The organism is Amycolatopsis eburnea (assembly GCF_003937945.1).
Lineage (GTDB): Bacteria > Actinomycetota > Actinomycetes > Mycobacteriales > Pseudonocardiaceae > Amycolatopsis > Amycolatopsis eburnea.
Window position 1 is genome coordinate 515,977 of record NZ_RSEC01000061.1, and the last position, 24,973, is coordinate 540,949.

Below are 24,973 nucleotides of genomic sequence, written 5' to 3' on the forward strand. Positions count from 1 at the left end.
ACAACGGGTGGGCGAGTCGAACTGGGCCGGGAACCACACCTACGCGGCGGGCGCCGTCCTGACCCCGCGCACGGTGGACGAAGTGCGGGAGGCCGTCGCGGGCGCGAGCCGCGTCAAGGCGCTCGGCAGCCGCCACTGCTTCAACGACATCGCGGACTCCCCGGGCGGGACGCTGCTGGACCTCAGCGCGCTGGACACCGGGGTGGAGATCGGCGACGGCACGGTGACCGTCGGCGGGTCCGCGCGCTACGGCGACTTCGCCGAGCAGCTGCACGCCGCCGGCTTCGCGTTGCCCAACCTGGCGTCGCTCCCGCACATCACGGTGGCCGGCAGCGTCGCGACCGGCACCCACGGCTCCGGACGGCGGCAGCCGGGGCTCGCCGCGGCCGTCTCGGCGCTGGAGCTGGTCACCGCCGACGGCGGGCTCCGGACGTTCACCCGCGCCGACCCCGAGTTCCCCGGGCTGGTCGTCGGGCTCGGCGCGTTCGGGGTCGTCACCCGGCTGACGCTCGACGTGGTGCCCGCGTTCGACGTCCGGCAAGACGTCTTCGACGCCCTGCCGTGGGAGGCCGCGTACCGGCACTTCGACGAGATCGAAGACGCCGGGTACAGCGTCAGCCTCTTCACGAACTGGGCGAACGACGCCATCGACCTGGCGTGGGTCAAGAGCCGGGAGGGCGCTTTCACCGAGCGCGGCGAGCTGTTCGGCGCGGTCCCCGCCGACGGCCCGCGGCACCCGGCGCACGCCGCCGGGATCACGGCCGGGAACTGCACGCCGCAGCAGGGGGTGCCGGGCCCGTGGCACCAGCGGCTGCCGCACTTCGCGCTCGAGTTCACCCCGAGCGTCGGCGACGAGCTGCAGTCGGAGTACTTCGTGCCGTACGAGCACGCGACGGCCGCCATCGCCGCGGTCCGCGAACTCGCCGATCTCGTCTCGCCGCTGCTGCTGGTGTCGGAGATCCGCGCGATCGCGGGCGACGAGCTGTGGCTGAGCCCGTGCCACGGCGGCGACCGGGTCGCGCTGCACTTCACCTGGCAGCCACGCCAGGCGGAAGTCGAGGCGGTCCTCCCGGTCCTCGAGGAACGCCTGGCCGGGTTCGGCGCGCGGCCGCACTGGGGCAAGCTCTTCCACGACGTCCGCGGCGATTACCCGCGGCTCGACGACTTCCGGGCGCTGGCCGCGAGTCTCGACCCCGGCGGCAAGTTCCGGAACCCGTTCCTGGACCGGCACGTCTTCAGCGGCACGGGCTGAAGGGGACGTTCATCGCATGTGATGAGCTGAAGGGGACTTTCCTTGCATCTGATGAGAGGAAAGTCCCCTTCAGCCCGCCGGGGGAGCCGTCGTCGCGCGCACGATGAGGTAGGTGTCGAGCACCTGCGCCGTGCGCTCGTCGGCCTCGCCGTCGAGCAACCCCAGCAGGATCGTCACCGCCGCGCGGCCCGCCGCCTCCGTCGGCATCGCGATCGTCGTCAGCGGCGGTGCGGAGATGGCCGCGAAGACCAGGTCGTCGAAGCCGACCAGGCTGATCTCGTCCGGCACCGGCACGCCACGCGCGTTGAGCCGCGCCAGCGCGCCGAAGGCGACCAGGTCGTTGTAGGCGACGATCGCCGTCACGTCCGCCGCGAGCGCGAGGTCCGCGCCCTGCAGCCCGCCCTCGAACACCGGTGGGAACGGGCCGAACTCGACGACGTCCGTGCCGTGGCGCTCGGCCGCCTCCGCCAGGCCGTGGCGCCGGGCGCGGTTGGCCCACGACGCGCGCGGGCCGCCGAGGTAGGCGCAGCGGCGGTGGCCGAGCGCGGCCAGGTGCTGGATCGCCTGCCGCATCCCGTCCGCGGCGTCCATCACGATTGAAGGGATGCCCGCCACCTCGCGGTTGAGCAGCACCAGCGTGGTCTGCCCGGCGAGCGCGCGGAGCTGGTCGTCGGTCATGCTCGGGCTGCACAGCACGACGCCGTCGACCTGCTTCGCCATCCGGCGGACCAGGTTCTGCTCCATCGCCGGGTCCTCGTCGCTGTTGGCGAACAGCACGGCGATGTCGTCCTGGCGCGCGCGGGCCTGGACGCCGTTGAGCACGCCGGTGAAGAACGGGTTGCCCAGATCCGAAACCACGATGCCGATGTGCCCGGTGCGCGCGGCGGGCACCGGCTGCGGCGTGCCCACCGCGTGGTAGCCCAGTTCGGTCGCCGCGGCCAGCACCCGCGTGCGGGTCTGCCGCCGGACCAGATCCGGTGACGTGAACGCCCGGGACACCGTCGAGATCGACACGTTCGCGAGGCGGGCGACGTCGTGAATCGTCACGGTCACGGCAACTCCTCATGGTCCTGCACCATGATGGAAACGCGCGGTAGCGTTGTCAACAAATGCTGCAAACTCGCGGCATGTTTCCAGTAAGCGCTATCTCGAAACGTGCGCCGCCGTTCGGAGTACCATTGTTTCGATGAATTCGACGAACATTGACACCCCTGTCGGGCACGCCTTACCGTGACGACCGGAACTTTCTCCCGTACGCCTGACCCATTTCGTCACCTTCCGCGCGGCCCGGGTGGGCCCCGCCGATCGGAGACCCATGTCGGGGAGCCGGAGCCGCACCGCCGCGGACCCGCCGAGGCTGGCCGTCGTCGGCACGTCCGGCTACGCGTTCAGCTACCTGCACCGCGCGCGCATCCTGCACGACGAGGGGCTGGTGCGCTTCGCGGGCATGGCCGACATCCGGGTGCCGTCCGCCGCGGCGGTCGCGTTGCTGCCCGAGGGAGCCACCGCGCACCTCGGCGTCGACGACCTGCTCCGCCGGTGCCGCCCCGACATCACCGTGGTCGCGACCCCGCCGCACGCGCACGTCCGGGTCGGCGGCGCGGTGCTGCGCGCGGGCGGTGACCTGCTGCTGGAAACCCCGCCGGTGCTCGACCTCGCCGGGTTCACCACGCTGACCCGGCTGGCCGCGGAATCCGGCGCGGCCTGCCAGACCGGGTTCCAGAGCTTCGGCTCCCCGGCGCTGCCCGTCCTCCGGGCGGCGATCGCCGCGGGCCGGCTCGGCGAGGTCGTGGGCGTCGGGGCGGCCGGGGCGTGGATCCGCACCGACGCCTACTACCGCCGCAACCCGTGGGCCGGCCGCCGGTGGCTCGACGGCGAGGCCGTGGTCGACGGCGCGCTGACCAACCCGTTCTCCCACGCCGTGGCCACCGCGCTGCTCGTCGGCGGGGTCGGCGGCCACGACCCGGCGGAGATCGCGCTCGAGCTCTACGGCACGCGCGACATCGAAGCCGACGACACCGCGTGCCTGCGCATCCGGTTCGCGGCCGGTCCCGAAGTCGTCGTCGCCGCGTCGTTGTGCGCGGAGCAGGACCACGAGCCCTACGTCGTCGTGCACGGCACCGAGGGGCGCGCGAAGTTCTGGTACAAGAGCCACCGCCTGGAGATCGACGACGAGCGCGTCCACCTCGGGCCGCCGGCCGACCTGCTGCGCAACCTGGTGGCCCACCACCGGGACCCGGCCGGCGTGCCGCTGCTCGCGCCGCTGGCGCGGACCCGGGCGTTCGCCTCGGTGGTCGGGGCGGTCCGGGACGCGCCGTCGCCGTCGCGGATCCCGGCGGGCTGGATCCGCACAGTCGGCGAGGGGGCGAGCCGGCACCCGGTGGTGCGGGGGATCGGCGAAGAGGTCGCCGTCGCCGCGGACCGGCTGGCGCTGTTCTCCGAAATCGGCGTCCCGTGGGCGAGCGCCGCGCGGACGGCGGGGACCGCCCACCGCACCGGATAGCCCGCGCCGGTGCCCTTCGCGCTGGCGGCCCCGGTCATCCACCCGGTTGCTGTAAGCGCTTTCTCGACGTGCCTTCTTTTTGTGGAAAGCATTGCTGCACAAGGGTTGTAGTCCCGGATCGACCGTTGACACCGGTGTGGCGCACTGCCTACCGTGAGCGCGCTGACAGCGTTTTCAGAAAAGTGCTGACCGGCTGAGGACGGAGAAAATCGATGGGGCGGACAACTGTGCGTGGGACCCGGCTCGCCGCGCTGGCCGTGGTGGTTCCCCTGCTGCTGACCGGGGTGGCCGCGTGCGGCTCGGGCTCCGGTTCCGGCGACGGGGACGTGACCATCACCTTCGTCTGGTGGGGCAGCGACGGCCGCGCGAACCTGACGAAGAAGGCCGTGGAGCTGTTCCAGCGGAAGAACCCGAAGATCAAGGTGCAGACGTCGTTCTCGGCGTACGCGGCGTACTGGGAGAAGCTGGCGACGCAGACGGCCGGGGGCAAGCCACCGGACGTGCTCAACGTCGACACGCGGTACCTGGCCGAGTACGGCGGCCGGGGCGTGCTGGCCGACCTGAACCAGGGCGCGGGCAAGGCGATTTCGCTCGCCGACGTCAACCCCGAGCTGGCCGCCACCGGCGTGTACCAGGGCAAGCGGTACGCCGTGCCGTGGGCGCAGAACACCCCGGCGATGATCTACGACCCGGCGGCGTTCGCCGCGGCGGGCGCGGACCCGGCCAAGGGCCTGACCTGGCAGCAGTACGCCGACGCGGCGCAGAAGGTCAGCGCCGCCGGCGGGTTCGCCGCGCGCGGCGCGACCGACTTCGGCATCCTCGACACGACGCTGGAGATCTGGCTGCGCCAGCAGGGCAAGCAGTTCTACACCCCCGAGGGCAAGCTCGGCTTCACCGCCGACGACCTGCGCCGCTACTGGCAGCTCGCGAGCGGCTTCCGCGACGCCAAGGGCAGCTCGCCCGCGGACGTCACGGCGTCCTACAACACCTCGCCCGAGCAGTCGCCGCTGGGCAAGAAGCTGACCAGCTCGGAGTTCGCCTACGACAACCTGCTGCCCGCCTACCAGAAGGCGAACGGCAAGCCGCTGAACGTGGCGCCGTACCCGACCGACAAGGCGGGCGACACCGGGCAGTACCGGCGGCCGTCGATGTTCCTGGCCGTCTCGGCCCGCAGCGCGCAGCAGGAGGCGGCCGCGAAGCTCGTCGACTTCCTGGTGAACGACGCCGAGGTCGGCAAGATCGTCGGCACCGACCGCGGCCTGGCCCCGAACCTCAAGGTCCGCGCGCAGCTGGCGGGGTCGGCGACCGGCAACGACAAGACCCTCTACGACTACGAAGCCGCGCTCGAACCGAAGCTCGGGGCCGCGCCACCGGTGCCGCCGAAGGGCGCCGGCGCGATCCAGAAGCTCCTCCAGCGGACGTACGAAGAGGTCGCGTTCGGCCGGATGAGCATCGACGACGCCGTGAACCGGTTCATGACCGAGGCCGAGAAGGGGCTGTCCTAGCCGATGACGACCCTGCGCACCCCGGACCCGCCGGTCGCCGCCGAACCGGCCGCGCGCGCCCGGCCGGCCCGGCGCCGCCGCAAGAGCCAGCCGGAGGCCTTCGCGTTCCTGACGCCGTGGCTGCTCGGCGCGGTGGCGCTGACCGTCGGCCCGATGGTCGTGTCGCTGTACCTGTCGTTCACCGACTACGACATGTTCACCGCGCCGGACTGGGTCGGCTTCGGCAACTTCACCCACATGTTCACCGACGACGACCGATACCTGCAGTCGGTGAAGGTGACGCTGATCTACGTCCTGGTCTCGGTGCCGCTGAAGCTGACGGTGTCACTGCTGGTGGCGATGCTGCTGAACACCCGCCGCGGCGCGAACGGCTTCTACCGCGCGGCGTTCTACGCGCCTTCGCTGCTCGGCGCCAGCGTCGCGGCGGCGCTGGTGTGGCGGGCGCTGTTCATGGGCGGCGGCCCGGTGAACGAGGTGCTGGCGTTCTTCGGCTGGCACACGCCCAGCTGGGTCGACGACCCGCAGTTCAGCCTCGCCTCGATCGTGCTGCTGGGCGTGTGGCAGTTCGGCGCGCCGATGGTGATCTTCCTGGCCGGGCTCAAGCAGATCCCGGCGGAGCTGCACGAGGCCGCGGCGATCGACGGCGCCGGCGCGTTCCGCCGCTTCCGGCACATCACGCTGCCGATGCTGTCGCCGGTGATCTTCTTCAACCTGGTGATGGAGGCCATCCACGCCTTCCAGGCGTTCACCCCGGCGTTCGTCATCGGCGGCGGCCGCGGCGGCCCGGCCGACGCGGACCTGTTCTACACCCTCTACCTGTTCGAGGTCGGCTTCCAGGACTTCCGGATGGGCTACGCGTCGGCGATGGCGTGGGTGCTGCTGGCGGTGATCGCGATCGTGACGGCGATCGTCTTCCGCACGGCGAAGCTGTGGGTGTTCTACGACGACGCCGAGGAGCGCACATGACGGCGCTCCCGCGCACGGCCCGGTCGTTCGGCTGGCACGTGCTCTGCCTGGTGATCGTCGCCGTGGTGCTGTACCCGCTGGTGTGGCTGGCGTTCGCGTCGGTCAAGCCGCCGGACGAGATCCTGTCCCGGCTGGCGCTGCTGCCGACGAGGTTCGTCTTCGACGGCTACACCAAGGGCTGGGAGGGCGCGGCGGACGTCGGGTTCGGCCGCTTCTTCCTGAACTCGTTCCTGGTGGCCGGGCTGTCGGTGGTGGCGAACGTGCTGTCGTGCTCGCTGGCCGCGTACGCCTTCGCCCGGTTGAACTTCCGGTTCCGCGGCGCGCTGTTCGCGTTCATGATCACGACGTTGATGCTGCCCTACCACGTGACGCTGATCCCGCAGTACGTGATCTTCCAGCAGGCGGGGCTGGTCAACACGTTCGTGCCGCTGATCCTGCCGAAGCTCCTGGCGACCGAGGCGTTCTTCGTGTTCCTGATCGTGCAGTTCATGCGCGGCATCCCGCGGGAACTGGACGAGGCCGCGATCATCGACGGCTGCTCGGTCTACCGGACGTTCTGGCACGTGGTGCTCCCGCTGTCGAAACCGGCGCTGGTGACGACGTCGATCTTCACGTTCATCTGGACGTGGAACGACTTCTTCACGCAGATGGTGTACCTGAACGACACGGAGAAGTTCACGGTGCCGCTGGGCCTGCGGTTGTTCGTCGACACCAGCAGCCAGTCCAATTTCGGCGCGATGTTCGCGATGTCCGCGCTCGCGCTGGTCCCGATCGTGCTGTTCTTCCTCGCGTTCCAGCGCCTGCTGGTGGAGGGCGTGAGCACGAGTGGTCTGAAGGGGTGAGGGGATGCGCGAAGCGACGTGGCGGGCGGGGCTGGGGGAGTTCTCGGACTGCCTGCTGGCGGGATTGCTGGTGGCGGTGGCGTCCGTGCCGGTGGTGACGGCGGCGCCCGCGCTGGTGGCGGGGTGCCGTGCGGTCGATCGCTCCCGGCGTGGGGTGGGCGGTCCACTGTGGACGACGTTCTGGGCGGACTTCCGATCGGTCGTCCGTGGTGGGGTGCTGTTCGGGGTCGGCTGTGTCGTGGCGGTGGTGGTGTTCGCGGTGGACCTGGAGGTGGCGGGGTCGCTGCCGGGCGCGGGACTGGTTCGGCCGGTACTGGGGGTGCTGGCCGGAGCGGCGGTGGTGGCCGCGGCGCGGACGTGCGAGGTGGTGGCCACCCGCGGCCCAGGGCTGGGCGCGGTGTCGCCGAGCGTTGGGGTGGCTGTGGCCGCGGGACATCCGGGCGTGGCTGCCGCTGGCGAGCCGGGCGTGGTGTCGCTGGCCGCCGGTGCTGCGAGGCGGCCGGGTGCGGCTGCCGCTGGCGGTCCGGGCGAGCAGGCTGCCGGGGGCGCCGCTGGAATGGCGGGTGCCATGGGGCGGCCGAGCGCGGGCTCGAGCGGTGCCGCCACTCCCTGGCGCCGCGCAACCCTTGCCGCCGCGCGGGAAACCGTTGCGTCGCCCGGTAGCGCCGCGCTGCTCGCCGCCGCCGTCGGGCTCTCCGCCGTGCTCGTCTGGATGCTGCCCATCCTCGCCTTCATCGTCGCCGGGCCGCTGTGCCTCGCCGCCGTCGCGACCGGAGGGCGGTCGTGATTCCCGCCGTCGTCGTCTTCGGGACCGCCGGGCACGCGCTCACCCACCTCCGCCGCGCGCGGGCGCTGCACGATCGCGGGGAGATCGTGCTCGCCGGCGCGTGCGACGTCCGCGAGCCGCCGGAAGAAGCCCGCGCGCTCCTGCCCGCCGGGGCCAAGCTGACCGGCGACCCCCACGAACTCGTCGCGGACATCGCCGTCGTCGCGACTCCGCCGCACACCCACCTGCCGCTCGCCCGCGTCGCGCTCGAAGCCGGCTGTCACCTGCTGCTCGAGAAACCCCCGGTCCTGGACCTCGGCGGCTTCGGCGAACTCGAACGGCTCGCCCGCGACCGCGGCCTCGCCTGCCAGACCGGGTTCCAGAGCTTCGGCTCGGCCGCCGTCCCGCTCGTCCGGGCCGCCATCGCGGACGGCGAAATCGGGACGGTCACCGGGATCGCCGCCGCCGGGGCGTGGATCCGGCGGGACCGGTACTTCGGGCGGACCGGGTGGGCGGGACGGCGCCGCGTCGGCGGGCAGCCGGTCGTGGACGGCGCCCTCACCAATCCCTTCGCGCACGCCGTGGCGACCGCCTTGCTGCTCAACGGCACCGCGAACCTGCTCCCGGACCAGCTGACCGTCGAGCTCTACCGGGCTCGCGCCATCGAATCCGACGACACGGCCTGCGCGCGGCTCGCCTTCGCCGGCGCGCCGGACGTCGTCGTCGCGGCCACGCTCGCCGCCGCGGCCGACCACCAGCCCTACGTCCTCGTGCACGGCACCGAAGGCCGGATCCGCTGGGAGTACAAGACCGACCGGCTCGAGATCCGGGGGACACCGACGCCGGTGGACCCGCCCGAAGACCTGCTGGTCAACCTCGTCGAGCACGTGCGTGACGGCGTCCCGCTGCGGGCGCCGCTGTCGGCGACCCGTGCCTTCACCGCGCTCGTCGAGGCGGTCCGCGACGCGCCCGAGCCGCGGCCGCTGCCCGCCGAGTGGGTGCGCGCCGTCGGGACCGGGGCGGACCGGCACGACGTCGTGCCGGGCATCGACGCCGCCGTGGACACCGCCGCCGAGCGGCTCGCCCTCTTCTCCGAACTCGGGCTGCCCTGGACCGGCGCCGGCGCGCGCCGGGGAGAGAGGTGATGGTGGTGCGTAGGTACGCGATCGTCGGGCTGGGCTCGCGGGCCGGGCTGTTCGCCCGGGCACTGGCCGGCTCGCCGCGGGCGGAGCTGGCCACCTTCTGCGACTCGTCCGAGACCCGCATGCGGGTCCACAACGGCTGGCTCGGCACCGCGGTGCCGGGCTACCGGCCGGACGACTTCACCGCCATGCTGGCGAAGGAACGCATCGACGTCGTCGTGGTGTGCACGCCGGACCACACGCACGCGGACTACGTCGTCGCCGCGCTCGAGGCCGGCTGCGACGTCGTCACCGAAAAGCCGATGACCACCGACGTCGACGGCGCCCGCCGGATCCTGGCGGCGCGCCGCGCGACCGGACGCTCGGTGCGCGTCACCTTCAACTACCGCTACAACCCGGTGCACCGCCGGGTCCGGGAACTGCTGGAAACCGGCGCGATCGGCGAGGTGGGCTCGGTCGAATTCAGCTGGCTGCTCGACACCGCGCACGGCGCCGACTACTTCCGCCGCTGGCACCGCGACAAGGCGAACTCCGGCGGGCTGCTCGTGCACAAGTCCGGCCACCACTTCGACCTCGTCAACTGGTGGCTCGGCAGCGGGCCCGAGACGGTGTTCGCGCTGGGCCGGTTGTTCTTCTACGGCGAGGAAAACGGCCGCAAGCACGGGCAGCGGACGGAGTACGTGCGCGGCACCGGCACCACCGGCGACCCGTTCGCGCTCGACCTCGACCGCTCGCCCCGGCTGCGCGCGCTCTACCGGGACGCCGAAACCGAGGACGGCTACCTACGCGACCGCAACGTCTTCGCGCCCGGCATCACGATCGAGGACGACCTGTCCGTCCTCGTGCGCCACCGCGGCGGCGCGGTGCTGAACTACCACCTCCACGCGTATTCGCCGCGCGAGGGCTACCGCGTCGCCTTCTCCGGCAGCGAGGGACGGCTGGAGCTGGACGTCCGGGAAAACGAGCACGCCGCGTCCATCGCGGACCTCCCGCCGGGTACGCGGCCCGAACCCGGGCGGGCCCGGCTGACGCTGCAACGGCTCTGGGCGCCGCCCGAGGTCGTGCTCGACCAGGTTCTCGGCGAGGGCCACGGTGGCGGGGACGAACGGATGCTCGCCGAGCTGCTCGGGGACGCCGAGCCGGACGCCCTCGGCTGCGCGGCCGACCACGACGCGGGGCTGGCGGCGCTGCTCACCGGGCTGGCCGCCAACCGGTCGCTGGCGAGCGGACGGCCGGTCGCCGTCGCGGAGCTGCTCGCCGAGATCGGGGAGCGGGCGTGAGCCGGGCGGCGGTCGGGGACGGGACGCTGGAGCTGGCCGAAGAGGACGACGACCGGGTGCGGGTCCGCCTCGGCGACCTCGTCCTCGCCGAGTACGTGGTCGCGCCCGCGACCCCGGCCGGGGACTCGCCGAAGCCGTACCTGCACCCGCTGCGCACCACCGCGGGCGAGGTCGTCACCGCGGTCCGGCCGCACGACCACACGTGGCACAACGGCCTGCAGTTCACCATGGCCCACCTGTCGGGCGAGAACTTCTGGGGCGGCCGCACCTACGTGCGCGGCCGCGGGTACACCCCGCTGGACAACAACGGCACCGTCGGCCACGTCCGCTGGGAAAGCCTGGTGTCCACGGCCGGGCACTGCGAACTGCGGCACGAGCTGGCCTGGCGCACCGCGGCCGGCCTGCGCTGGCTCACCGAGCACCGCACGCTGCGCTTCGGCGACGTTTCGGTCGACGGCGGGCACTGGACGCTCACCTGGACCAGCCGGCTGCGCAACACCAGCGGCCGCGAGCTGCGCTGGGGGAGCCCGGTCACCGAGGGCCGGGACACGGCGGGCTACGGCGGGCTGTTCTGGCGCGGGCCGCGGTCGTTCGTCGGCGGCGAGGTCCGGACCCCGGACGGCCGGACCGCCGACGGCGCGATGGGGCACCAGGCGCCGTGGCTCGCCTTCACCGGGCGCCACGACGTCAGCCTGCGGACCTCGACGCTGCTGTTCGCCGACAGCCCGGCGAACCCCGCGTACCCGACGGCCTGGTACGTCCGGGCCGAGCCGTTCCCGGTGGTCAGCTTCGCCACGACCTACCACCGGCCGTGGCTGCTCGAACCGGGCGGGGAACTGACGCTGACCCACCACCTCGTCGTCGTCGACGGCGAGCCGGATCCCGCCCGGCTGGCCGAGCTCGCGGCCCGGGCGGCCGAATGAAGGAGCTGCCATGCAGTGGAAAGCTCTCGCGGGGTGCCTTGCCCTGATCGGACTCACCTGCGCGGCCGCGCCCGCGCAGGCGCACGGGCACGACCCCGGCCGTGTCGTGCTCGGCGCGCACGACGGCTGGGCCGCGGCGACCACCGGGACGACCGGGGGAGCGGCCGCCCCGGGCGTCCGCACGGTGACCAAGCGCTCCGAACTCGTCGCCGCGCTCGCCGCGGACCCGGGCGCGCCGAAGATCATCCGCGTCCGCGGCACCATCGAAGGCAATGTGGACGATCAGGACCGGCCGCTGCGCTGCACCGATTTCGCCGACCCCGGCTACAGCCTGCCCGCGTACCTGGCCGCGTACGACCCGGCGACCTGGGGCAAGGTCGAGCCGTCCGGACCGCTGGAGGAGGCCCGCGCGCGGTCCCAGGCCAACCAGGCGGCGCAGGTCGTGGTCGACGTCGGGCCGAACACGACCATCATCGGCGACCACGGCACGCTGCACGGGCTGACGCTGCGCGTGACCGGCGACAACGTGATCCTCCGGAACCTGAGCTTCGCCGACGCGCACGACTGCTTCCCGCAGTGGGACCCGCTGGACGGCGCCGACGGCAACTGGAACTCCGAGTACGACAACGTCGACCTGGTCGGCGCCACGCACGTCTGGGTGGACCACAACGACTTCGGCGACGGCGGGAACTCCGCGCAACCGACGTACTTCGGGCGGAAGTACGAGGTGCACGACGGCCTGCTGGACATCGTGAACGGCGCCGACCTGGTGACGGTCTCGTACAACCGGCTGCACGACCACGACAAGACGATGCTGATCGGGAACACCGACAAGCCCACCTACGACGTCGGCAAGCTGCGGGTCACCGTGCACCACAACCTCTTTTCGGAGATCGGGCAGCGCGCGCCGCGGGTCCGGTACGGGCAGGTGCACGTCTACGACAACCTGTACTCGGTGCGGGACGCGGCGGCGTACACGTATTCCCTCGGCGTCGGCGTGGAGTCCCGGATCTACGCGGAAAACAACTTCTTCCGGATCCCCGCTTCGGTGCCGCTCGGCGCGCTGGCCAAGTACTGGAAGGGGACGGTGCTGCACGCGACCGGCACGCTGGTGGCGACCGGCACCACGTGGCCCAAGCCGGTGGACCTGCTGGCCGAGTACAACGCGGTCAACGACCCGGACCTCGGCCCCGACGCCGGGTGGACGCCCGCCTTCGTCGAGCGCCTCGACCCGGCGTGGCAGGTCCCCGCGCGGGTGCTCGCCGCCGCCGGACCGGACGGGCGCTGACGTTTCGACACTTTCGGTGTTTTCTGAAAAGCGCCGCGGGTGGCGACCATCCGGGCGACTTGCCGGCCGCCCGCGGCGAACGACGTTGACACGGACTGCCCGCAACCCGAAACTCGGTGGCGAGAAAGCGCTTTCACAACCCGGTCGGACGTTTCCGTCAGCGCCGATTGAAGAATCAGACCAGGGAGTGATGCATGGTTTCCCCAGTGATTTCCCGGATGACCCGGGTGGTGGCCGTGGCCGCGCTCGCGGTTTCGGCGGCGGCCGGCACCGCCGTGAGCGCGGCGGCCGCCACCTGGCCCAGCCCCAGCACGAACGTGCCGGTCGGCGCGACGATCAAGGTCACCAGCGGCACCTACGACGGCGGGCTCAAGCGGTTCTACGGCACCGGCGACCTCGGGTCCGGCGGTCAGGACGAGGGCCAGAGCCCGCTGTTCCAGCTCGCCAACGGCACCACGCTGAAGAACGTCGTCCTGGGCAGCCCGGCCGCCGACGGCGTGCACTGCCTCGGCACCTGCACGCTGCTCAACGTCTGGTGGGAGGACGTCGGCGAGGACGCGGCGACGTTCAAGGGCACCTCCGCCTCGCAGACCATGACGATCGACGGCGGCGGCGCGCGCAAGGCGTCGGACAAGGTGTTCCAGCACAACGGTCCGGGCACGATGTACATCCGGAACTTCGAGGTGAACGACTTCGGCAAGCTGTACCGCTCCTGCGGCAACTGCAAGACGCAGTACAAGCGCAACGTCGTCGTCGACAACGTCACCGCGACCGTGCCGGGCAAGGCGCTCGTCGGCATCAACACCAACTACGGTGACACCGCGAAGCTGACGCGGATCACCATCGTCGGCGACTCGAGCCGCAAGATCGAGCCCTGCCAGAAGTACCAGGGCGTCACCAGCGGCGAGCCGACGAAGATCGGCAGCGGTCCCGACTCGACGAACTGCCTCTACACCAGCGCGAACATCACCTACCGGTAGTCCGAGCCGCGCCGCGGGTGCCGGCCGCCGTCCGGCACCCGCGGCGTTCCCAGGGAGGCGTCATGCTCACGACCCTGCTCGTCGCGGCCACGCTCGCGGCGCTGGTCAGCCCGCCGGCCGGGCCCGCGGCCGCCACCGTCGTCGTCGCCAAGGACGGCTCGGGCACGTACACCACCGTCCAGGCCGGGATCGACGCCGTGGCGGCCGGCGGCACCGTGTCGATCAAGCCCGGCACCTACCACGAGGTGATCACCGTGCCCGCGGCCAAGACCGGGGTGACCCTGCGGGGGACCACCGGCAAGGCGGCCGACGTCGTCGTCGACTACGACAACGCCAGCGGGACGAAGAAACCCGACGGGTCGACCTACGGCACGACGGGGAGCGCGACCGCGACGATCGCGGCGAACGGCTTCACCGCGACGGCGCTGACGTTCCGCAACTCCTTCGACCGCAAGGCCCACCCGGAGATCACCGCCACCCAGGCGGTCGCGGTCAAGACCACCGGCGACCGGATGGTCTTCGACAACGTCACCTTCCTCGGGCACCAGGACACGCTGTACGCCGACACCGCGGCCGTGGGCACGACCGGCCGCCAGTACTACCGCAACTGCGCGATCAGCGGCGACGTCGACTTCCTCTTCGGGCGCGCCACCGCCGTGTTCGACCGCGCGACGATCACCGCGCTCGACCGCGGCTCCAACCCGAACGGCTACCTGACCGCGGCCAGCACCCGGCGCACCAACCCGTACGGCTTCCTGATCGTGGGCAGCCGCGTCCTCAGCCCGGCCGCGGCGTCGAGCTTCTACCTGGGCCGGCCGTGGCACCCCGGCGGCGACGTCGACGCGATCGCGCAGGTCGTCATCCGCGACACCGCGCTCCCGGCGGCGATCAAGGCGGCACCCTGGACGGACATGTCGGGGTTCTCGTGGAAGGACGCCCGGTTCTTCGAGTACCGCAACACGGGAGCGGGCGCGGGTACCGGGACCGACCGGCCGCAGCTGACCGCCGCGCAGGCCGCGAACTTCACCGCGCAGCGCTACCTCGCGGGCGCCGACGGGTGGAACCCCGTGCACTGACGCCGCCACCTGCCCCAACGCGGGCCGGCCGTACGGCTACTGACCTCCGGCCGGTCCCAAGGCAGCCCCCGCGACCGCGCCGCCGGGCTCCTTCAGCTCGATGAACATCGAGTGCGTCGGCGTCGTGCCGACGTTCTCGCCCGAATGCTCCTGCGCCGCGACCCAGCGCACGGCTCCGGCGGGCAGGTCCACGCCGACTTCGCGGCCGCCGGCGGAGATGCGGCGGCTGAACGCGCTCAGGGTGACCATCACCGTGTCGGGGTGGCGGTGGGGCGCGGTCCGGTCGCCGGGTGAGTCGCGGTACTCCAGCACCCGCACCCGCTCGTTCTCGAAGACCACCTGGTACAGCTCGGGGTTCGTCTCGGCCGGGTCACCGGTCATGGCCGCCTCCTTCGTGGGACGTGAGTACCATGATGGCATGGCAGTACCATATGAGTCCACTGGCAGGCGGCGGCAGAAGGGCCGCACCCGGGCCGCGCTGGTCGAGGCCGCGCACGCGCTGCTCGCCGAGGGTGGATCGCCGACCGTCGAGGACGCCGCCGCCGCGGCCGGGATTTCCCGCACCACCGCCTACCGCTACTTCCCGAACCAGCGCGAGCTGCTGCTCGCCGCCTACCCGGAGATCCAGGACGACGCGGGCCTGCTGCCCCCGGACGCGCCCGCCGATCCCGCCGCGCGGCTCGAGCTGGTGATGCGGGAGTTCATCGCCTTCACGCTGCGCTGGGAGCCGCAGCTGCGCGCGCAGTTACGGCTGTCGCTGGAGCCCGGTGCCCAGCAACCTGTGTTGCGCCGGGGAAGGGCGATCCGCTGGATCGAGGAGGCGCTCGCCCCGCTCGCGGAGACGCACCCGCACCTGGACGTCCACGGCCTGGCGACCGCGATCCGGTCGGCGTCGGGCATCGAGTCGCTGGTGTGGCTGACCGACATCGGCGGGCTCGACCGCGCGCGGGCCGCCGACGTGCTGGCGGGGTCGGCGCGGGCCATCCTGCGGGAGGCGCTCCTCACGTGATCGACACCGTCGCGACGCACGATTCCGTGCCGTTGTCGAACGTGGTCGACGCGTTCCCCACCGCGGTGACCGGCACGTTGATGCCGGACGGCAGCGTCAGGCTCGTGCTCCCCGACGTCGGAATCGAGCGGGTGTAGATCGTGTGCGTGGTGAAGCCGTCGCGGTAGAAGATCCGCAGCAGCAGGTTGCCCGCGTCGCCGATGTACGGGCCCGACGACGTCGTCGCGCCGAGCATGTGGTGGTAGCCGCCGGACGTCTCGTACCGGAGGGTGAACGAGCCGCCGAAGCCGCCGGTGCTGCAGACGCCCGTCTTCTGGGTGGTGGTGGCCGCCTGGGCCGGGGCCGCCAGGACCGTCACGCCGGCCACGAGTGCCGCCAGCGCGGCTCGGATCGCAGTCTTCATGGCGTCATCCTGGCGGGTCCCGCTTCCGTTCCGCTTCCCTTCAGGCGGTAGTGCGGACGAGCAGGACCGGGCAGTCGGCGTGGTGGAGCAGGGCCTGGCCGGTGGAGCCGAGCAGGAGCCCGGGGAAGCCGCCGCGGCCGCGGTCGCCGAGGACGACGAGCTGCGCGCCGCCGCTGCGCTCGATCAGCTCCCGCCGGGGGTGGGCGTGCACCAGGACCCGCTCGACCTCGACGTCGCCGGTGTCGTGGGCCAGCAGCCGCTCGCCGAGCAGCCGGTGCCCGGCCTCGGTGACGCAGCGCGGATCCCGGCGCGGCGGTGGCGTGTCCGCCCAGGCGTGCAGCACGACGAGCGGCGCCCCGCGGGTCCGGGCTTCGGCGAGCGCGGCCGCGAGGACCCGCGCGCCGGCTTCGCTGCCGTCGATCCCGGTGACGACCGGGCGGTCGGCCGCGCCGGGCTCGTCCCAGCTGTCCCCGCGCACGACGGCGGTGTCGCAGCGTGCGTGCGTCCCGACGGCCGCGGCGACCGAGCCCGCGAGCAGGCTGGTGAGCCGCCCGTGCCCCGCGGAGCCGACGACGAGCAGCGCCGCGGACCTCGACGCCTCGATCAGCGCCTGCGCCGCGCGATCGGAGTCGAGCCGGGTGACGGCATCGTGCACCCCCTGCGCGGCGGCCAGTTCCTGAGCGGTCCGCAGCGCGCGGCGCCCGCGTGCCCGCAGCGCGTCGACAAGCTCATCCGGCGGCGGCACGACTCCACCGGCGAGCAGCGCGGGGACGTCGAGGGCGTGGACAATCTCGAGGGGAGCGCTCCGCAGCCGTGCGGTCCGCGCGGCCCAGCGAACGGCGTCGAGCGACTCGGCCGACCCGTCCACCCCGGTGACGATCGGCGGTCCGGTCATCTTCAAGACTGTAGGCCGGTGCGGTCACGGCCGGGAGCCTGGCGGAGATGTCATGAAAGGGTCGTTCACCTCGTCCGGCGAGATGAACGACCCTTTCATGTCGTCCGGCCGCGGGGGTTCCGGCAAGGTCGGGGCGGCGCCGGGCCGGAATCTCGGACCCGGCTCGCGTGGCGGGCGGTGCGGGCGCGGCCGGGAGGCCGGCGGGATGTCATGAGAGAGTCGTTCATGTCGTCCGGCGCCAGGGTCCCGGCAAAGTCGCGCCGGCGAGCGGGTGACCGGCCGCAAAGTCGCCTGGCCGCGTGGTCTGCCCGGCGTCGCGGGGATGTCATGAAAGGGTCGTTCATGTCGTCTGGCGAGATGAACGACCCTTTCATGACGTCCGGCCAAGTCGGGCGCTGGCCCCGGCGCGTGCGGTCGCGGCCCGTGCCGGTCTCCGGCAAGATCTGCGGCGTCCCTCGAACGGTCCGGAGGAGCGATGGCGGTGCTGGTCGTGGCGGCCGGGGTGCTCGGACTCCTCGTCGGGTCGTTCCTCAACGTCGTCATCCACCGCGTGCCGCGTGGCGAGTCGGTCGTCCGCCCACCCTCCCGCTGCCCCGGCTGCGGCGAAGAGATCCGCGCCCGCCACAACGTTCCCGTCTTCGGCTGGCTCGTCCTGCGCGGCCGGTGCGCGAACTGCGGCAGCCGGATCAGCGTCCGGTACCCGCTCGTCGAACTCGGCACCGGCGTCCTCTTCGCGCTGCTGGCCCTCCGGCTCGACCCGCCGGACCTGCCCGCCTACCTCTACTTCGGCGCCATCGGCATCGCGCTCGCGCTGATCGACCTCGACTGCCGCCGCCTGCCGGACGCGATCGTGCTGCCGTCCTACCCGGTGCTCGCCGTGCTGCTGACCGCCTCCGCCTGGTACCGCGACGACTGGTGGGCCCTCGCCCGCGCCGGGATCGGCGGGGCCGCCCTGTTCGGCTTCTACCTGCTGCTCGCCCTCGTGTACCCCCGGGGCATGGGGTTCGGTGACGTCAAGCTCGCCGGACTCCTGGGCGGCGTCCTCGGCTACCTCTCCTGGACGGCGTTGCTCCTCGGCGCGTTCGGCGGCTTCCTGCTCGGCGCGGTGGCCGGCGTCGTCGTGCTCGCCGCCGGCAAGGGCGATCGCAAGACGGCACTGCCGTTCGGGCCGTTCATGATCGCCGCCGCGCTGCTCGCCGTCTTCGTGGCGGACCCGCTGGGGCGGGCCTACCGCGAACTGGCCGGCCTGGCCTGAGCGGTCTAGCGGTTGCCGGACCAGCTGAGCACCGACACCTGTCTCGCGCCCGCCACCGGGTGGGCCGGGTCGCCGTCGACGTAGGCGACCCGGGCGCGCGCCGCCGGGGTGCCGGCCGGGGTGCACGTGCTCGCGCCCGGGCAGACGTACGCCGCCAGGTAGACGCCGAAGACGAAGCCGGGGGAGTCGTCCGGGACCTCGATCACCGGGCCGGTGAAGGACACGCTGCCGGTCAGCTTCACCTGCAACGACCGGGCGATCACGCCGAAGCGGAAGATCGGTTCGATCGCGTTGTTCAGCGTGATGTCCAGGACGGCCTTCGGCGCGTACGTCGTGCCCTGCACGTAGAACCGGTTCCCGGAGGTGTTCACCGACGTCACCAGCGCGCACGCCGCGCTGGTGACGTACATCAGCTGCGTGCACCCGCTCTGCGCGCGCAACGCGGGCGGCGTGTAGGTGAGCTCCAGCTGCAGCGCGTCCACCTGCTCGGTGCCCTTGTGCTTGACCGCGGCCGTGTACGCCAGCTGCGCGCCGGTGAACCCGCCGTCGTACACCTGCTGCGACAGCGCGCCCGTGACGTCGACCAGGTCGGTGTGCAGGACCTTGTCCGAGTACGACGGCACGCCGAACTTGTCCGCGCCCAGCTGGACGGACAGCGCGTCCTGGCTCGACCCGTTGTCGTTCCCGTGCACCACGCGGATCTTCGCGGACGTCAACAGGGACCCGGCCGGGATCGCGGCGGGCGGGGCGTACCCGGTCGCGGTCACGGTGGCGCTCTGGTTGCCGTTGCCGTTGTTCGTCCACGTCGCCAGGTTGCCGTCCACAGTGGACAGGCTGCCGGCGGGCGCGCTGGTGAAGGTCCCGGACGGCGTGCCGGACGGTGTGAGCGTCGCGGTCACCGGGGCCTCGGCGCCGGAGGTGAGCCCGTACAGCGCGACCGGCGGTTTCGTCCCGCTGTAGGACCCGCAGATCTCCGCCTCCGCGGCCTTGACCGCGAGCCGGCTGTCGCCGCCGAAGACGAACTGGACGCCGACCGCGCTCGCGTCTTCGATCGGGTTGTCGCACGCGCCCGGGATGGCCGTGTCCGCCGCCGACGGCGCCGCGATGACCCGGCCGGCGCGGTCCACCGGCGTGCCCGCGACCAGGCGGCCGCTGTTGACCGTCCAGACGTCGTCGCCCGCGGGCAGGCCCGGCGGGCGCGCGGCCGAGCTGTTGCGGAAGTCGAAGTAGTAGGCGCCCGGCTTGAACCACCAGATGCTGTCCTTGCACGGGCTGCTGTTGGTCATCAGCGCGGAGAGGCCGACGGCGTCGTCGTAGAAGCCGGGCTCGAAGGTCACCACCGGGCCGGTGCAGCCGGGCACGGCCCGGTGGGCGGGCACCGAGGTCAGCGCCGGGGCGTACCCGGGATCGGCGCCGAGTGCCGAACCGCCGTAGCCGCAGGACGCCGCCGGCGTGCTCCGGATCGTGCCCGCGCAGGCCCCGCGGGCGTACACCGCGGTGTTGGTGTCGAGCGAGCCGTTGACGACGTTGATGTTCGAGTTCGAGTAGACGACGCCGTGGACGCGGAACGCCGAGCCGGTCGGCTGCTGGATGGTGAGGCCGTCTTCGCCGCCGGTGCCGAGGGTGAGGATCGCGTTGCCCGGCCGGTTGCAGGCGCTCAGCGACGGGCACTGGATCAGTACCTTCGCCGGGTCCGCGGAGCACGTCACGGCGGCCGAGCCCCCGCCGCCGAAGTTCGGCAGGTCCAGCGTGTCGGAGCCGCCGAAGCAGTGCTGGCCGGACGCACCGGTGAAGGTGCTGTTGCGGATCCCGTTGATGCCCGCCTGCAACGCGCCGTCGGCCGTGTAGGCGGCCGAGGCCTGGTCGCGGAGGTTGACCGTGGCGCGGACGCTGGTGTCGGCGAAGGACAGCAGCGCGCCGAGCACCACCGCGACGACCGTGACGAGGATGAGCACCAGGGGCAGCGCGGCCCCGGTGTCGTCGCGCTTCATGTCTGCCTCCGTTGCCCGAACAGGGTGATGGGGTAGGGGTCGGCGCCGGCCGCGACGGCGGTGTAGGTGAGCTTCACCCACTGCGGCACGGCGGCGTCGGTGCAGGTGCTGGAGCAGGTGACGGCCGGGCTGCCGGGCCGGACGTGGTGCGCGACGACGGCGTCGGACACCGGCGACGGCGACCCCAGGCAGCGCAGGCGGTGCAGCTCGGTCCCGGCCAGGTAGTAGGCGACGATCGCGGTGCGCCGGGTCGCAGCCGGCGTGCTGGTGTCCCAGTCGTCGGACAGCAGCCGCAGCACCGAAACCGGCGTCGCGGCGGTGCCGCAGACCTGGCCGCCCGCGTCGTAGGCCGCGCCCAGCTGGACCGACGCCGAGAACGGGACCTTGCCGTTGGCGACCTGGCCCGTGAAGTCGCGCAGGCCGGTCGCGGCGACGTCCTGGGCGAAGAACGCCGAGCTCTGCTGGGCGTCGCGGGAGACGGCGAGGCGGGCGGAGGTGGCGTCGGTGTTCTTGATCGCGATCAGCACCGCGGTGGCGATCGGCGCGACGACCACCCCGAGGAGCGCGACGACGACGAGCAGCTCGATGAGCGTGAACCCGGCGTCGGAGCGGCGGTTCAGCACGGTGCCTCCCCGAGCCCGCAGCGCTTGCGCACCACGACTTCCAGACGTTCGCTCGCGCGCCCGTCGCCGCTGGCGACCTGCACGGTCAGCTGCTGCAGCCCGGTGTCGGCGCCGCAGGTGGCCGACCACGCCGAGCCGGTCCAGTACTTCACCGCGGTCACCGTGCTGGTGAACCCGGCCGGCACCGTGAACCCGGCCGGCGCGGCGTACTTCGCAGGTGTCGCGCACGGGACGTAGCCGCCGGCCATGACCTGGTTCTCGATCGCCTCGCCGAAGTCGCGCACGCCCGCGCCCGCGGTCGCCTGCTTGCGGTGGACGTCGGACATCAGGGTCGAGGCACCGATGCCGCCGACGATCGCGGCGACCGCGACCCCCAGGATCGCGATCGCGACCAGCAGTTCGAGGAGGCTCTCGCCCCGGTCGCCGGCGCGCATCAGACGTGCACCTGGGTGAAGATGCCGTACATCGCCGAGACGAGCGCGACCGCGACGAACCCGACGACCAGGCCCATCACCACGATGACGGCGGGCTCGAACAACGCGGTCAGCTTCTTCAGCCGGTAGTCCAGCTCGCCTTCGTAGTACTGGGCAGTGACTTCCAGCTGGGTGTCGAGGGTGCCGGTGTCCTCGCCGACGCGGATCATCTGCGCGGCGGTCACCGGGAACAGACCGGAGCCGGTGAGCGGGCGGGCCAGGCCCTCACCTTCGAGCACGGCGTGCGCGACCCGGGCGAGCGCGCGCATGAACACGCGGTTGCGCAGGGAGTCCGTGGCGACCCGCAGGGCTTCCGGCAGCGGCACCCCGGCGCTGACCATGGAGGACAGGATCCGGCAGAACCGCTCGACGAGCGCGTGCCGGACCGTCGGGCCGATCGCCGGGACGGCGAGGAGCACGCGGTCCCGCGCGTACCGCCCGCCCGGCGTCCGCACCCCGAAGACGTACAGCGCGATCACGGCGGCGAGCCCGGCCAGCAGCGCCCACCACCACTGGCCGAGGAAGTCGGTGACGGCCAGCAGCATGCGCGTCGGCAGCGGGAGTTTCGCGTTGAGGCTGGCGAAGAACACTTTGAACCGCGGCAGCACGAAGGTCGCGAGCACCACGACGGTGACCACGGACATCAGCGCGATCATCGCCGGGTAGATCAGCGCGGCCTTGATCTTGCGCCGGGCTTCGAGGTCGCGCTCCAGGTAGTCGGCGAGCTGGTCGAGGACGACGTCGAGCTGCCCGGACAGCTCCGCCGAGCGGAGGATCTCGCGGTAGAACTCGGGGAAGATCTTCGGGTGCCGGTCGACGCAGTCCGACAGCCGGTCGCCGCCGCGCAGGCCGAGTTCGACGTCCCGCAGCATCCGGGCCACCGACGAGTTCGCGGCCTCCTCGCCGAGGATGCGGACCGCGTCGATGAGCGGCAGCCCGGCCCGGACGAACGCGCCGAGCTGGCGCGAGAGATGCAGGACGACCTCGCGCTTGACCCGCGGCGCGGTCAGCTCGAGGCTGAGCACGCTCTTCTTCTCGGTGAGCTCGATGTCCCGCAGTTCGCGCTCGTACAGCGCGAGCGCGGCGGAGTCGAGGTCGGCGGCCTTCTGCACACCGCGGGTGCGCTGCCCGTCCGGGCCGGTGGCGACGTAGGCGTACCGGTTCATCGCGCGCCTCCGGTGAGGTAGATCGACCGCAGCACCTCGGCCGGGGTGGTGACGCCCCCGGCGATCAGCCGCAGCGCCTCGTCCTGCAGCGTCCGCATGCCTTCCTTGCGGGCCAGCTCGTGCACCTCGCGGTGCGGCGCGCTGTCCAGCACCAGCGCGCGGATCCCGTCGCTGACCGGCATCAGCTCGTAGACGCCGGTGCGGTCCAGGAACCCGGTCTGGGCGCAGAAGTTGCAGCCGGTACCCCGGACGAACCCGCCGTCGGGCCCCGCCGCGTCCATGGAGTCCAAAAAGGACAGCTCTTCGGCGGAAGGCTCGTAGTACTCGCGGCAGCGCAGGCAGATCCGCCGGACGAGCCGCTGGGCCAGCACGGCGGTGACCGAGGACGCCACGAGGAAGTTCTCGATGCCCATGTCCAGCAGCCGGTGCAGCGCCGACGCGGCGTCGGTGGCGTGCAGCGAGGACAGCACGAAGTGCCCGGTGAGCGCGGACTGCACGGCGATGCGCGCGGTGTCGACGTCGCGGACCTCGCCGACCAGGATGACGTCGGGGTCCTGCCGCAGGATCGACTTCAGGCCGTCGGCGAAGGTGACGCCGGCCTGCTCGTTGATCTGGATCTGGTTGATCGAGGACATGGTGTACTCGACCGGGTCCTCGATGGTCATGATGTTGCGCTCGGTGCTGTCCAGCTCGCCGAGCGAGCCGTAGAGCGTCGTGGTCTTGCCGCTGCCGGTCGGCCCGGCGCAGATCACCATGCCGTAGGGCGACTGCAGCACCGCGCCGTAGCGCGCCGCCATCTCCGCGGGCATGCCCAGCTGCGGCAGCCGGAACAGCGGGCGGCTCTTGTCCAGCAGCCGCAGCACGACCTTCTCGCCGCCGACGACCGGTGTGGTCGCCACCCGGATGTCCACCGGGCGGTCCTCGACGGCCATGCTGATCTGGCCGTCCTGCGGGCGGCGGCGCTCGACGATGTTCATCCCGCCGAGGATCTTGATCCGGCTGGTCACCGCGGGGCCCATCGAGCCGGGCAGGTCCAGCACGTCGTGCAGCACGCCGTCGATGCGGTAGCGGACGCGGACCCGCTCGGCCTGCGGCTCGACGTGGATGTCGGAGGCCCGGTCGCGCAGCGCCTGCTTGATCATCAGCGCGACGACGTGGACCACCGGCGCGTCGTCGTTCGCGGTGGCCGCCGGTTCGGCGCGGGACGCGTCGCGCCGGACGGCGTCGCGCGCTTCGAACGCCTTGACCTGCTGGTCGACGCCGGTGAGGGCGCGGTAGGTGCGCTCGACGGTGGCGAGGATGTCGGCGCGGGCGGCGAGCGCGACGGTCACCGGACGGCCGAGCGCCTCCTGCAGCGCGGGCGCGGTGGCGGGGTCGGCGACCGCGACCAGCACGGTGTCCTCGCGGACGGCGAGCGGGATCGCGCAGAGCTCGCGCGCCTTCGCTTCGCCGAGCAGGTCGGCGGCCGCGCGGTCCGGGGTCACCGTGCGCAGGTCGACGGTGCGGGGCTGGGTGCGGAGTCTCATGCCGGCACGCTCCGGGGCCGCGGGCGCGGGTCGATGTCCTGCGGGTGCAGGCTGCGGGCGGCCGCGTCGGCGGGGGAGACCAGGCCGGCCGCGACGAGCGCGGACAGCGACTGCTCCAGCGTCACCATGCCTTCGCGGTGGCCGGTCACCAGCGCGTTGCGCAGCTGGTGCGGCTTGCCCTCCTTGATCAGGTTGCGCACGGCGGTGTTCGCGACGAGCACCTCGAACGCCGCGACGAGCCCGCCGCCGACGCGCGGGAGCAGCCGCTGGTAGACGATCCCGGTGAGGGCCGCGGCGAGCTGCACCCGCACCTGTTCCTGCTGCCCGGCCGGGAAGACGTCGATCATCCGGGCCAGCGACTGCGCGGTGTCGTTGGTGTGCAGCGTGGCGAAGACCAGGTGCCCGGTTTCGGCGATGGTGAGGGCGAAGCGGATCGACTCGAGGTCGCGCATCTCGCCCACCAGCAGGACGTCGGGGTCCTCGCGCAGCGCGCTGCGCAGTGCGGCCGGGAACGACTCGGTGTCGGTGCCGACCTCGCGCTGGTTCACCGCGGACCGCCGGTGCTCGTGGACGTATTCGATCGGGTCTTCGACGGTGAGGATGTGGCAGGCGCGCTCGTGGTTGATCCGGTCGATGACGGCGGCGAGCGTCGTCGACTTGCCCGAGCCGGTCGGCCCGGTGACGAGCACGAGCCCCTGGTGCCGCCGGGCGAAGTCGCCCAGGACCGGCGGCAGGCCGAGGTCGGCCATGGCCGGGATCCGGCGCGGGATCATCCGCAGCGCGACGACCGTGGCGCCGCGCTGGGTGAACGCGTTGCCGCGGACGCGGGCGTGGTCGCGCCAGCTGAAGGAGAAGTCGAATTCGTGGGCGGTGCGCCAGGCACGGGCCTGCTCGTCGGTGAGCAGCTCGCCGAGCAGGGCGTCGGTGTCCTCGCCGGTGAGGACGGGGTGCCCGGCGACCGCGGCGAGGTCGCCGTGCACGCGCAGCTGCGGCGGCAGGCCGGCGGTGAGCAGCAGGTCGGTGCCGCGGGCCTGCCAGAGCGCTTCGAGCAGGCCGTCGGCGCGGCTGCCGGTCAGGGTGGGCATGGGTTCCCTCCGGGGCGAGGTGTC

24 protein-coding genes are annotated in these 24,973 nt (G+C 72.6%); 14 read left to right on the forward strand and 10 right to left on the reverse strand.

Annotation, left to right across the window (positions count from 1 at the left end):
- The first annotated feature begins 7 nt into the window (after positions 1 to 7).
- Positions 8 to 1,252: an FAD-binding protein gene (locus tag EIY87_RS41635; protein ID WP_125315465.1), complete on the forward strand. Its 1,245-nt coding sequence runs from the start codon at positions 8 to 10 to the stop codon at positions 1,250 to 1,252.
- Positions 1,253 to 1,321: 69 nt separating this feature from the next.
- Here EIY87_RS41635 and EIY87_RS41640 read toward each other — a convergent pair whose 3' ends face one another.
- Positions 1,322 to 2,305: a LacI family DNA-binding transcriptional regulator gene (locus tag EIY87_RS41640; protein ID WP_125315466.1), complete on the reverse strand. Its 984-nt coding sequence runs from the start codon at positions 2,303 to 2,305 to the stop codon at positions 1,322 to 1,324.
- Positions 2,306 to 2,567: 262 nt separating this feature from the next.
- Between EIY87_RS41640 and EIY87_RS41645 the strand changes: the two genes are divergently transcribed.
- The 11 genes from EIY87_RS41645 (at position 2,568) to EIY87_RS41695 (ending at position 14,523) form a co-directional block, all read left to right on the forward strand.
- On the forward strand, positions 2,568 to 3,755 hold the full coding sequence (locus EIY87_RS41645; RefSeq protein ID WP_125315467.1) for a Gfo/Idh/MocA family protein: 1,188 nt from the start codon (positions 2,568 to 2,570) through the stop codon (positions 3,753 to 3,755).
- A 212-nt stretch (positions 3,756 to 3,967) separates the two neighbouring features.
- A complete protein-coding gene (locus EIY87_RS41650) occupies positions 3,968 to 5,260 on the forward strand; it encodes an ABC transporter substrate-binding protein (protein ID WP_225440368.1) in 1,293 nt (430 codons plus the stop codon).
- A gap of 3 nt (positions 5,261 to 5,263) precedes the next feature.
- Positions 5,264 to 6,226: a carbohydrate ABC transporter permease gene (locus EIY87_RS41655; protein WP_125315468.1), complete on the forward strand. Its 963-nt coding sequence runs from the start codon at positions 5,264 to 5,266 to the stop codon at positions 6,224 to 6,226.
- Entirely contained in the window at positions 6,223 to 7,068 is an 846-nt protein-coding gene (locus tag EIY87_RS41660; RefSeq protein ID WP_125315469.1) for a carbohydrate ABC transporter permease, read from the forward strand. The genes EIY87_RS41655 and EIY87_RS41660 overlap by 4 nt, the downstream gene beginning before the upstream one ends.
- Before the next feature lie 4 nt (positions 7,069 to 7,072).
- A complete protein-coding gene (locus EIY87_RS41665) occupies positions 7,073 to 7,855 on the forward strand; it encodes a DUF624 domain-containing protein (RefSeq protein WP_125315470.1) in 783 nt (260 codons plus the stop codon).
- A complete protein-coding gene (locus EIY87_RS41670) occupies positions 7,852 to 8,979 on the forward strand; it encodes a Gfo/Idh/MocA family protein (protein WP_125315471.1) in 1,128 nt (375 codons plus the stop codon). The genes EIY87_RS41665 and EIY87_RS41670 overlap by 4 nt, the downstream gene beginning before the upstream one ends.
- Positions 8,979 to 10,256 (forward strand): Gfo/Idh/MocA family protein, encoded by a 1,278-nt coding sequence (locus tag EIY87_RS41675; RefSeq protein WP_191984458.1) that lies wholly within the window; start codon positions 8,979 to 8,981, stop codon positions 10,254 to 10,256. Before EIY87_RS41670 ends, EIY87_RS41675 begins: the two co-directional genes overlap by 1 nt.
- A complete protein-coding gene (locus EIY87_RS41680) occupies positions 10,253 to 11,179 on the forward strand; it encodes a DUF6807 domain-containing protein (RefSeq protein WP_125315473.1) in 927 nt (308 codons plus the stop codon). Before EIY87_RS41675 ends, EIY87_RS41680 begins: the two co-directional genes overlap by 4 nt.
- Before the next feature lie 10 nt (positions 11,180 to 11,189).
- On the forward strand, positions 11,190 to 12,467 hold the full coding sequence (locus EIY87_RS41685; protein ID WP_125315474.1) for a pectate lyase family protein: 1,278 nt from the start codon (positions 11,190 to 11,192) through the stop codon (positions 12,465 to 12,467).
- A 209-nt stretch (positions 12,468 to 12,676) separates the two neighbouring features.
- Positions 12,677 to 13,447 (forward strand): pectate lyase, encoded by a 771-nt coding sequence (locus EIY87_RS41690; RefSeq protein ID WP_125315594.1) that lies wholly within the window; start codon positions 12,677 to 12,679, stop codon positions 13,445 to 13,447.
- A 62-nt stretch (positions 13,448 to 13,509) separates the two neighbouring features.
- Entirely contained in the window at positions 13,510 to 14,523 is a 1,014-nt protein-coding gene (locus EIY87_RS41695; RefSeq protein ID WP_125315475.1) for a pectinesterase family protein, read from the forward strand.
- Positions 14,524 to 14,559: 36 nt separating this feature from the next.
- On the opposite strand, the gene EIY87_RS41700 is transcribed toward EIY87_RS41695, so the two are convergent.
- Complete coding sequence (locus tag EIY87_RS41700) at positions 14,560 to 14,904, reverse strand: cupin domain-containing protein (RefSeq protein ID WP_125315476.1); 345 nt, start codon at positions 14,902 to 14,904, stop codon at positions 14,560 to 14,562.
- 37 nt (positions 14,905 to 14,941) lie between these two features.
- Here EIY87_RS41700 and EIY87_RS41705 point away from each other — a divergent pair, with 37 nt between their 5' ends.
- Positions 14,942 to 15,532: a TetR/AcrR family transcriptional regulator gene (locus tag EIY87_RS41705; RefSeq protein WP_125315477.1), complete on the forward strand. Its 591-nt coding sequence runs from the start codon at positions 14,942 to 14,944 to the stop codon at positions 15,530 to 15,532.
- Here EIY87_RS41705 and EIY87_RS41710 read toward each other — a convergent pair.
- Both EIY87_RS41710 and EIY87_RS41715 read right to left on the reverse strand, forming a co-directional pair.
- Positions 15,525 to 15,935: a hypothetical protein gene (locus tag EIY87_RS41710; RefSeq protein WP_125315478.1), complete on the reverse strand. Its 411-nt coding sequence runs from the start codon at positions 15,933 to 15,935 to the stop codon at positions 15,525 to 15,527. The two genes, EIY87_RS41705 and EIY87_RS41710, sit on opposite strands and share 8 nt — an antisense overlap.
- Before the next feature lie 40 nt (positions 15,936 to 15,975).
- Positions 15,976 to 16,830, reverse strand: coding sequence for a universal stress protein (locus tag EIY87_RS41715; RefSeq protein WP_125315479.1), 855 nt, complete (start codon positions 16,828 to 16,830; stop codon positions 15,976 to 15,978).
- Positions 16,831 to 17,305: 475 nt separating this feature from the next.
- On the opposite strand from EIY87_RS41715, the gene EIY87_RS41720 reads away from it, so the two are divergent.
- On the forward strand, positions 17,306 to 18,085 hold the full coding sequence (locus tag EIY87_RS41720; RefSeq protein WP_125315480.1) for a prepilin peptidase: 780 nt from the start codon (positions 17,306 to 17,308) through the stop codon (positions 18,083 to 18,085).
- Positions 18,086 to 18,090: 5 nt separating this feature from the next.
- On the opposite strand, the gene EIY87_RS41725 is transcribed toward EIY87_RS41720, so the two are convergent.
- Genes EIY87_RS41725 through EIY87_RS41750 form a run of 6 tightly spaced genes read right to left on the reverse strand, consistent with a single transcriptional unit; the run spans position 18,091 to position 24,949 of the window.
- Complete coding sequence (locus EIY87_RS41725) at positions 18,091 to 20,076, reverse strand: hypothetical protein (RefSeq protein ID WP_125315481.1); 1,986 nt, start codon at positions 20,074 to 20,076, stop codon at positions 18,091 to 18,093.
- The gene (locus EIY87_RS41730) at positions 20,073 to 20,699 is read right to left on the reverse strand and encodes a prepilin-type N-terminal cleavage/methylation domain-containing protein (RefSeq protein WP_125315482.1); all 627 of its coding nucleotides are present in this window, start codon (positions 20,697 to 20,699) and stop codon (positions 20,073 to 20,075) included. Before EIY87_RS41730 ends, EIY87_RS41725 begins: the two co-directional genes overlap by 4 nt.
- Positions 20,693 to 21,133: a type II secretion system protein gene (locus tag EIY87_RS41735; RefSeq protein WP_125315483.1), complete on the reverse strand. Its 441-nt coding sequence runs from the start codon at positions 21,131 to 21,133 to the stop codon at positions 20,693 to 20,695. The genes EIY87_RS41730 and EIY87_RS41735 overlap by 7 nt, the downstream gene beginning before the upstream one ends.
- The gene (locus EIY87_RS41740) at positions 21,133 to 22,338 is read right to left on the reverse strand and encodes a type II secretion system F family protein (protein WP_125315484.1); all 1,206 of its coding nucleotides are present in this window, start codon (positions 22,336 to 22,338) and stop codon (positions 21,133 to 21,135) included. Before EIY87_RS41740 ends, EIY87_RS41735 begins: the two co-directional genes overlap by 1 nt.
- On the reverse strand, positions 22,335 to 23,864 hold the full coding sequence (locus tag EIY87_RS41745; RefSeq protein WP_125315485.1) for a GspE/PulE family protein: 1,530 nt from the start codon (positions 23,862 to 23,864) through the stop codon (positions 22,335 to 22,337). The genes EIY87_RS41740 and EIY87_RS41745 overlap by 4 nt, the downstream gene beginning before the upstream one ends.
- On the reverse strand, positions 23,861 to 24,949 hold the full coding sequence (locus EIY87_RS41750) for a type IV pilus twitching motility protein PilT (protein WP_125315486.1): 1,089 nt from the start codon (positions 24,947 to 24,949) through the stop codon (positions 23,861 to 23,863). Before EIY87_RS41750 ends, EIY87_RS41745 begins: the two co-directional genes overlap by 4 nt.
- Positions 24,950 to 24,973: the final 24 nt, after the last annotated feature.